Annotated in this window: 8 protein-coding genes; all 8 read left to right on the top strand. The window is 53.5% G+C overall.

The window, feature by feature from the left end; all coding sequences use genetic code 11:
• On the top strand, nucleotides 1-924 hold a 924-nt coding region (rsmB, locus tag ACP5D0_RS08695; protein WP_472365322.1), incomplete at its 5' end, for a 16S rRNA (cytosine(967)-C(5))-methyltransferase RsmB.
• Between the two features lie 13 nt (nucleotides 925-937).
• A complete protein-coding gene (locus ACP5D0_RS08690) occupies nucleotides 938-1,540 on the top strand; it encodes a DUF4390 domain-containing protein (RefSeq protein ID WP_472365320.1) in 603 nt (200 codons plus the stop codon).
• A 15-nt stretch (nucleotides 1,541-1,555) separates the two neighbouring features.
• Nucleotides 1,556-3,760, top strand: coding sequence for an ATP-binding protein (locus ACP5D0_RS08685; RefSeq protein ID WP_472365319.1), 2,205 nt, complete (start codon nucleotides 1,556-1,558; stop codon nucleotides 3,758-3,760).
• Nucleotides 3,761-3,786: 26 nt separating this feature from the next.
• Nucleotides 3,787-5,145, top strand: a complete 1,359-nt coding sequence (locus tag ACP5D0_RS08680; protein ID WP_472365318.1) for a sigma-54-dependent transcriptional regulator — start codon at nucleotides 3,787-3,789, stop codon at nucleotides 5,143-5,145.
• Between the two features lie 118 nt (nucleotides 5,146-5,263).
• Complete coding sequence (trkA, locus tag ACP5D0_RS08675) at nucleotides 5,264-6,661, top strand: Trk system potassium transporter TrkA (protein WP_472365316.1); 1,398 nt, start codon at nucleotides 5,264-5,266, stop codon at nucleotides 6,659-6,661.
• 24 nt (nucleotides 6,662-6,685) lie between these two features.
• The gene (locus ACP5D0_RS08670) at nucleotides 6,686-8,137 is read left to right on the top strand and encodes a TrkH family potassium uptake protein (protein ID WP_472365315.1); all 1,452 of its coding nucleotides are present in this window, start codon (nucleotides 6,686-6,688) and stop codon (nucleotides 8,135-8,137) included.
• Complete coding sequence (locus tag ACP5D0_RS08665; protein WP_472365313.1) at nucleotides 8,137-8,730, top strand: class I SAM-dependent methyltransferase; 594 nt, start codon at nucleotides 8,137-8,139, stop codon at nucleotides 8,728-8,730. Before ACP5D0_RS08670 ends, ACP5D0_RS08665 begins: the two co-directional genes overlap by 1 nt.
• A partial coding sequence (locus ACP5D0_RS08660; RefSeq protein ID WP_472365312.1) for a DMT family transporter occupies nucleotides 8,730-9,417 on the top strand: 688 nt, incomplete at its 3' end. The genes ACP5D0_RS08665 and ACP5D0_RS08660, both read left to right, overlap by 1 nt.

Raw genomic sequence — 9,417 nt, 5'->3', positions numbered from 1 at the left:
GCCTATCGTTTCGCCCACCCGCAATGGTTTACTAAAGCCATGCGCAACGCCTACCCGACCCACTGGGAACAGATTCTTTCCGCCAATAACGAACCGGCCCCCCTGACCTTACGCGTCAATCCACGCATCCAGACCCGTGAAGCCTTTCTGGCAGGCCTGGCCAAAAACGACATTGAAGCGAAAGCTCACCCGAAAGCGCCGTTTGGCGTGGTGCTGGCACAGAGTCAGGACGTCACCCGTCTGCCCAGCTACGACGACGGCGGTTTCAGCGTGCAGGACGCCGCCGCGCAACAAGCCGGAACCCTACTGGCGCCTCAAGCTGGCGAACATATCCTGGATGCCTGCGCCGCCCCCGGTGGCAAAACCACCCATTTGTTGGAACTGAGCGACGACCAAGCCCGAGTATTCGCGCTGGAAAAAGAGCCGGAACGCATGGAACGCCTATCGGAAAACCTGTTCCGCCTCGATTTGCACGCCGATCTGGACGTCGGCGATGCCGCCCAACCCGACGACTGGTGGAACGGCGAAGCCTTCGATAAAATTCTGTTGGACGCACCCTGTTCCGCCACCGGCATTATCCGCCGCCACCCGGACATCAAATGGCACCGCACCCCGGAAGACATCGACGCCCTGGTGGCGACGCAAGCGGCGATTCTCAAGGCGCTTTGGCCGTTACTCAAACCGGGCGGACGCTTGCTGTACGCCACCTGCTCGGTGCTGCCCGCCGAAAACCGTGACCAGATGAGCGCGTTTTTGCAAGCCACCAATGACGCTCGGGAAATCCCCATCAACGCCGATTGGGGCCTGATAATCGAAAACGCGCCCGGACGCCAGATTCTGCCAGGCCTGGACGGAATGGACGGTTTTTATTACTGTTTGCTTGAAAAAACCGAAATAACCGAAAACCAAAGCGCACTCGTGTGACCGGAGAAACAGGATGTCGATCATAATGGCCTTCCCCAAAAGATTAGCTTGGATGATCGGCTTGCTTTTCAGCAGCTTTGCCTCAGGCATTTTTGCACAAACCCCAGGCATTCAGATTTTGTTTCTCAACGACTATCAGCAAGATCAGCAACTGGTGGTGGATGCCAGCGTCAAATTTGAATTTTCCGAAGCGGTTCTCAAGGCCATTCACCACGAAATCACCCTGACGTTTACCACGGAACTCACGCTCAACGAGGTGCACCGTGTTTTTGGGCTTCCCCTTGAACGTAACCGCGCCTCACTGCGGTATCAAACCCAGCTGCAATACGATGGCTTTAACCGTCAATACGTCATCACCAACCAGCGCAATCAAAACATCCGCCGTTTCAGCAACCTAACCGACGCCATGAAAACCCTCGGCACCTTGTCAAACTTTCCGGTGGCTGATTTGTCCGACCTACACCCCAATACGCTTTACAGCCTGCAAATGCGCATTTCGCTGGACAGATGGCAATTGCCAACCCCGTTGATTATTGATACGTTATGGTCGCCCGCCTGGCAACTGGACAGCGGTTGGTATCCCACCCAAATACAGTCGCCGAAAAGCTGGCTCTAACGACGGAGGCCATGGATGTTATCGCAGCCCTACGCACGCTTTCTTAAACAATACGGTTGGCTGATCCTGCTCTCAAGCATCGTGCTCATTTCGCTGGTAGTCATGAGCCAGATTCTGCAAAACGCCGCCCATTTTGCACAAACCTATTCGACCCTGCTGATCGTCTCATTCATCGGCATGATTTGGCTGCTGGTCATGCTGGTGCGCACCCTGATCAAGCTCCGGCGCAACCACCGAATGCGCGTCCCAGGTTCTCGAATCACCACCCGCCTAACCGGCATTCTCAGCCTGATTCTCGGGGTGCCGCTGGCGATTATTTTTTATTTCTCCATGAGCTTTGTGCATCAAGGCATTGACCAATGGTTTGACATCAAAACCGAAACCGCACTGAAAAATGCCGTGAAACTGGTGCAAATCACGCTAGACGATCAAATCCGGCGCAACCTCAATGCCACCCAAAAAGCCCTCGACATCAATCAGGAGTCGCTTTTCAACACCCCGGTTCTGGCCCTGAACCAAATCGGCGAACAACTGAATGCCCGCGAAGTGTCCCTTTACCGCAGCGATGGCCAGCTCATCGCCTTCAGCAGCCCAGAAAACGTCAGCATCCTGCCAGAATCACCCGAGCTGGGGTTATTTCAGCAAATCCGCAAAAAAATCAGCTACGCCGCCATGGAAACGCAGCTCGGGATTAACAACCCCTATCAAGTCATCCGAATCATGCTGCCCGCCAACGACATCGAAAACAACAAACTTTATGCCTTGCAAGCGGTATTCACCATTCCCGAGCAGCTCACGCAACTGGCGGAAACGGTCCGACTTTCCGCCAGCCAGTATCAAGAGCTTTCTTATCTCAAAGGCCCGTTGAAAACCAGTTTCACCGTGATTTTGAGCATGGTGCTGCTGCTGACGCTGACCAGCGCCTTGCTGTTCACCATTCAAACCGTACAAAACATGACCCGCCCCATCCGCACCTTGGCTAAAGGCACCAAAGCCGTGGCCAAAGGCGACTACACCATTTCTATGCCCGTTATTCAGGACGATGAAATGGGGCAACTGATTCAATCCTTTAACGACATGATTCAACAAATCGCCAAGGCGCGGAACGACATCAAATTCGGCCACCAGCAAACCGAAGTGCAAAAGCTGTACCTGCAAGCCATTATTAAAAACCTCAACAGCGGGGTGCTGACCCTTGACATGAATCTGTTGCTGAAAACCATTAACGACGCCACCAACCAGATTCTCAATACCGACTTATTCAAACAGCTCGGCAAACCTTTAAATGAAGTGCTCAAACAACCCGAAGCCCTGCACCTGCAACCCTTTTTCGACACCATTTTTCCACTGTTTCAAAACGAAACCAAGCCCTGGAGCCAGCAAGTCACCTTCGACTGCAAAGAAGGCCAGAAAATCCTGCTGGTGCATGGCTCCACCCTGCCGAGCCTCGACCAGAAAATCGGCGGCTTCGTCATAGTGATCGAGGACATTACCCAACTGGTGCAAGCCCAATTACACGCCGCCTGGAGCGATGTGGCGCAACGTCTGGCGCACGAAATCAAAAACCCGCTGACGCCGATTCAACTCTCAGCGGAGCGCCTGAATTACAAGCTGTCCGACAAGCTCGACAAGCCCGATCAAAAACTGCTGAACCGCATGACCGACACCATTATCGAACAGGTGGCCACCATGCAAAACCTCGTGCAAGCCTTTACCGAATACGCCGACACCCCAGAAATCGTCCTCCACCCCGTCAAGCTCAACAATCTGGTCAAAGACGTGGTCAGCATGTACCAGACCGCGAAAGTCACTTGGAAGGTGCGCGAGCAGCTTGACCCCACCTGCCCGATCATTTCCGCCGATGCCGCCAAACTGCGGCAACTGCTGCACAACCTGATTAAAAACGCCATTGAAGCCTGTGAGACCTGCCCGGCCACACGCATTGTCGTCACCACCCATTATGATCCTGAGCAAGACTATCCAGTGCAGCTTTCCGTCAGTGACAATGGTCCTGGGATTCCAGAAAAAGCCAGAAACTGGATCTTCGAACCCTACTCCACCGACAAACCCAAAGGCACCGGACTCGGCTTGGCGATCGTTAAGAAAATCGTCGATGAACACCAAGGGCGCATTCAAGTCGAATCAGAACCGCAACAGGGCACGCGCTTTGTGGTACAGTTACCACAACACAGCCTACAAGAACCCCAGACAGCCCATTAACCGTTTAACCAAAGTCGAACCCCGCTATGAAACCAGGCAAACTGCTGATTGTTGACGACGAAAAAGATATCCGAAATCTGATGGAAGAAATTTTTTCCGAAGAAGGCTACGACGTCATGGTCGCGGCCAACGGCCAACAAGCTCAAACCATCTGGCGAGACATGGCGCCCGACCTGATTTTTCTCGACATCTGGATGCCCGATATTGATGGCATTTCCCTGCTAAAAGAAATGATTAACGAAAAGGTGCTGCAACACAGCTGTGTGATTATGATGTCCGGTCACGGCACCATCGAAACCGCCATCGAAGCGACCAAGCTCGGTGCTTACGACTATCTGGAAAAACCCCTGTCGCTGGCCAAATTGCTGATCACCGCCGAACGGGCGATGGAACATCTGCAACTGCATCACGAAAATCGCCACCTGAAACAAAAGCTACCGGATCAAATACTGCCCATCGGCAAAAGCAAACTGGTCGCCGAGCTGCGCGACTCCATCAACCGCCTCGCCAAATATTCCATGCCGATTCTGGTCAAGGGCGAGGCCGGCACCGGCAAACACCGCGTGGCCGAAGCCATCCATAAGCTCAGCGCACGCAAAGAACAGACGGTGTTTGAAATCCACAGCCCCGATTACGACGACCAAGAAACCCTCATTCTGGGGCAGGAGACGGGCGACGGCATTCTCACCGGCGAGTTGATTCACGCCAATGGCGGCACCCTGGTCATTTCCGACCTGGAACAACTCAGCGCCAAAGGGCAGAATTTTCTCGCGCAGCTGATGTTTGACGGCACCTTTATCCGCCCAGGCTCCAGCAAAAAAATCGCCCTGGAAATGCGCATTATCGCTCTGACCAAAGGGGGGCTGGAAGACATGACCCAAACTGGCCAGTTCCGAGAAGACCTGCTGCAACGTCTGAATGTCATGCCGCTGGAGGTGCCGTCCTTGCGGCAGCACACGGAAGACATTCCCGACTTAATTGACTATTTTCTCGACTATTTTCTCACCCATGAAGGTTTGGACTATCGCGAGTTCGATGTCGGTGCGATTAATGTGTTGCGTCAATACAGCTGGCCTGGCAATTATCGTGAATTGCAGAATCTGATTCAACGGCTGCTCATTCTTGGCGAAGGCTTGGTGATGGATGAAGAGATTCGTCGGGCACTGGAAAGCAATAAACGCAATGAAGACGTTTCCATGACCGGCATCGACACCTCCATCAACCTCAAAGAAGCGAAAGAGCGTTTCGAAGCGGCCTATTTAAGCCAGCTGCTCAGAGAAACCGGCGGCAATGTCGCCGAAACCGCACGTTTATCAGGCGTGGAAAGAACCAACCTCTACCGCAAACTCAAAGCACTGAACATTGATCCGAAAAACCCGAAATAATACCCGAGGGTGCACTGAATCTTTGATGCGAAACGGGTTGGCAAAAACAGTTTAAATTTTAAGGGTAAGCAACGTAGAATACCGATATGATTCCACGATCAAAAAGGTTAATTCCCAAATGAACATCATTATTCTTGGTGCAGGCCAGGTCGGCACCTCTCTGGCGGAACTGCTGGCGACGGAAAACAACGACGTCACCGTTGTGGATCTGGATCGAACGCAATTGCAGCGGTTGCAAGATCGCCTTGACATCCGCACCGTCAATGGCCACGCCTCCAACCCCGACGTGCTGTCGCAAGCGGGACTGGAAGAAGCCGATATGCTCATTGCCGCCACCCAGTTTGACGACACCAATATCGTGGCCTGCCAACTGGCGCACATTATGCACAAAACCGCCACTAAGATTGCCCGAGTGCGCAGCCCCAGCTACCTCAATCACCCAGAGCTGTTTGACCGCTACCAGAACATCAACGCCATTCCCATCGATGTCATGATCAGCCCAGAAACGTTGGTGAAAGATTACATTCTCCAGCTCATCGAATACCCAGGTTCGCTTCAGGTAGTGGATTTTGCCGACGGAAAATTGCGTTTGGTGGCCATTCGCGCCTACTCCGGCGGCATGATCATCGGCAAAAAAATCCGTGAGATCAAACACCATCTGCCCGACGGCGTGCAACACCGCATCGTCGCCATCTACCGCCGTGACGAAATCGTCCTGCCCACGGGTGATGTCACCATCCAGGTCGGGGATGAAGTGTTTTTTCTCGCCGAACCCGCCAATATTCCCAAAATCGTTCAAGAGCTCCGCCGCCACAAATTGCGGCCGTCACGCAATATTATGATTGCCGGCGGCGGCAATATCGGCTTTAACCTTGCCAAAGAACTGGAAAAGCAGCATCAAGTCAAAATCATTGACCACAATATGACCCAAGCTCGGGAAATTTCCGAACAACTGGAACAGGCGATTGTCATACGCGGTGATGTCGCGGACAAGTCGTTGCTGATCGAAGAAAACATCGACGAAATCGATTTATTTCTCGCCCTGACCAACTCCGACGAAGCCAATATCATATCCGGCATGCTGGCGAAAAAACTGGGCGTGCGCCGCGTCATCGCGCTGGTGAATAACCAGTCCTACGTGGATCTGATCCAGCTCAACAGCATTGATGTGGCGATTTCCGCCGATCAGATCACCACCAGCCGCCTGCTGCATTACATGCGCCAAGGCGACACGGTGAAAGCCTTTACCCTACGCCGCGGTGCCGCCGAAGCGATGGAAGTCATTGTCCACGGCAGCGAAAATTCGTCAGAGCTGATCGGCAAAACCATCGGCGAGATTCAGTGGCCCAGCAGCATCACCATCGGCTGCATCATTCGCGATGATGACGTTCACTTCGCCCATCGCGACCTGACCATTGAAGCCGAAGACCATGTCATTCTGTTTCTAAACGATCCTTCTCAAGCCAGTGACGTCACCGAACTTTTCACCCCGAGAGAAAAGAAAAGCTGGTTTTGATGACACCGCAAACGGTTCTTTTTTATGCATAACAAAATCATTCTCAAAGTGCTGGGCATTCTGCTGATGGTCTTCAGTGTCACGCTGATTCCACCTTTTTTCATTTCCATCCTCTATATGGACAACGGCACCGACGACTTCGGATTTTCCGCGTTGGGCTTATTCCTGCTGGGGTTGAGCTTCTGGCTGCCGAACCGGCATGAAAGCCGCGACCTCAAGATCCGTGACGGCTTTCTCATCGTCGTCATGTTCTGGACAGTGTTAGGCTTTGCCGCCGCTGTGCCCATGTACTTTGCCACCAATATCAATCTCTCGTTGACCGACGCGATTTTTGAAGCCTTTTCCGGCTTGACCACCACCGGTGCCACCGTCATATCCGGGCTGGATCATCTCCCCCCTTCGATTCTTTGGTATCGCCAGCAGCTGCAATGGCTGGGCGGCATGGGGATCATTGTGCTCGCCGTCGCCATTCTGCCGATGCTCGGCATCGGGGGGATGCAGTTGTATCGCGCCGAAACCCCAGGCCCGGTCAAAGACAACAAACTCGCTCCACGCATTTCCGAAACCGCCAAGGCACTGTGGTACATTTACCTGGGTATCACCACCGCCTGCGCCGTCAGTTTTTGGATGGCGGGTATGAACTGGTTCGACGCCATCACCCACAGTTTTTCCACGGTGGCGATTGGCGGCTTCTCCACTCACGATGCCAGTATCGGCTACTTTAACAGTGTCGAGATTGAAGTCATCACCATGATTTTCATGTACATTGCCGGCATTAATTTTGCGCTGCACTTTACCGCTTTTCGTCATATGTCGGTGCAACGCTATCTTTCCGACCCGGAATACAAAGTCTATACACTCATTCTGCTGGGCGGCATCGCCATTGTCACCAGCTATCTCTACGGCACACAAACCTACGGCACCTGGCAGGAAGCCTTGCGTTACGGCAGTTTTCAGGTGATGTCCATCGGCACCACCGCCGGGTTTGCCAGCGCCGACTTCAGCAGTTGGCCGGCCTTTTTGCCGATTTTCCTAATTCTAATGAGCTACATTGGCGCTTCGGCCTACTCCACGGGCGGCGGCATGAAAGTGATTCGCGTGATGCTGCTGTTCAAACAAGGTCTGCGCGAAGTCCACAAACTGCTGCACCCCAATGCGCTGATGCCGGTCAAACTCAGCGGCAAACCGGTCTCGGAAAAAATCATGGCGGCGGTCTGGGGCTTCTTTTCGCTGTATGTGTTTATCGTACTGGTCTCCACTCTGCTGTTAATGGCGATGGGGCTGGAACCTTTAACCGCCTTTTCCGCCGTCACCGCCACCATTACCAATCTCGGCCCAGGCCTGGGCGGTGTGGCGTCTAACTTTTCCAACCTGTCGGATCCGGTCAAATGGTTTTTGACCTTTCTGATGGTGCTTGGACGCCTGGAACTCTTTACCATTCTGGTGCTGTTTACCGCAGCTTTTTGGCGAAAATAATGACGGATACCGCACGCAAATGGGATGAAAAATACGCCCAAGTCAGCCCGAAAAAGCCGATTGCCGCCGCTTGGGTGCTGCAACAGCATCTCGCGCAACTGCCATTAAAAGGCCGTGCGCTCGATTTGGCCTGCGGTCTGGGCGGCAACGCGCGTCTCATGGCGCGGTGCGGTCTCACGGTGGACGCTTGGGACATTTCCGATGCAGCGCTCACACATTTAAACAATTGGGCGGCGGTGCGCCGCCTGCCAATTCACTGCACCATCACCGATTTCGAGCAGATGTTGTTCCCCTACCAGCAGTATGAAGTCATCACCCTCAGTCGCTACCTGAACCGCACGCTCTGGTCGCAGATTGCGCAAGCCCTCAGGCCTGGCGGAAAGCTGTTCATCCAAACCTTTTTAGCCCCGGTTCAGTCGAATGCGCCGCAAAACCCCGATTTTTATCTCAGGCCCGGTGAACTGACCCAACTCACCGAAAACGGCCAGGTCTGGTCAAATTTCACCGTTGAGGTGCACGGCGAAGGCTGGCTGGCCGATGGCGACCAAGCCCACCGTTACGCTTGGCTGATTGCCACCAAACCGGCGTCATAATGCACCGGCTCGCCTCATCAACGCCTTGGCTCGGATTTTGGCTGGCCGCTTTCGGCACCGCGCTTTTCTCGTTAAAGTCGATTTTCATCAAGCTCGCCTATGCCGAAGGGCTGAACACCGACAGTGTCTTAATGCTGCGCATGGCGATTGCCCTACCGATTTACCTGGCGATTCTGATTTGGCTGGCACGGACGCCGGGGCGACATCCGCACAATCGCTGGGAAAAATTCGGCTGGATTTTCTTTCTCGGCTTTATCGGCTATTTCCTGTCATCCTGGCTGGACTTAAAAGGCTTGGAAATGATTTCCGCGCAGTTGGAGCGCTTAACGCTGTTTACCTACCCCATTCTGGTCGCAATTCTCGGCGCGTTGTTTTTTAAAACGCCGATTACCCGAAAGGTGTTCATCTCGCTGGTGATCACTTACAGCGGCCTCTGGCTGGTGTTTCATCAGGAAGCCTCCACGGGCGGCCACAATACGGTGCTGGGCACGCTGCTGGTATTTTTAGCCGCGCTGAGTTTCTCTTTCTATGTGCTGTTCAGTAAAAAGATGATTCACCGGCTGGGCAGCCTTTGGTTTACCAGTATGGCGATGAGTGTTTCCAGCCTGTTTGTACTGGCGTATTTCGGCGTTTTTATCGGCTTTGACCATTTAGACATCACGCCAATGGCTTGGTTATGGCTGATTC

Origin of the sequence: Hydrogenovibrio sp. (genome assembly GCF_049975065.1) — a bacterium.
GTDB lineage: Bacteria > Pseudomonadota > Gammaproteobacteria > Thiomicrospirales > Thiomicrospiraceae > Hydrogenovibrio.
The sequence above is the reverse complement of the archived record's forward strand: the minus strand, read 5'-3'. Positions and strand labels throughout refer to the sequence as shown.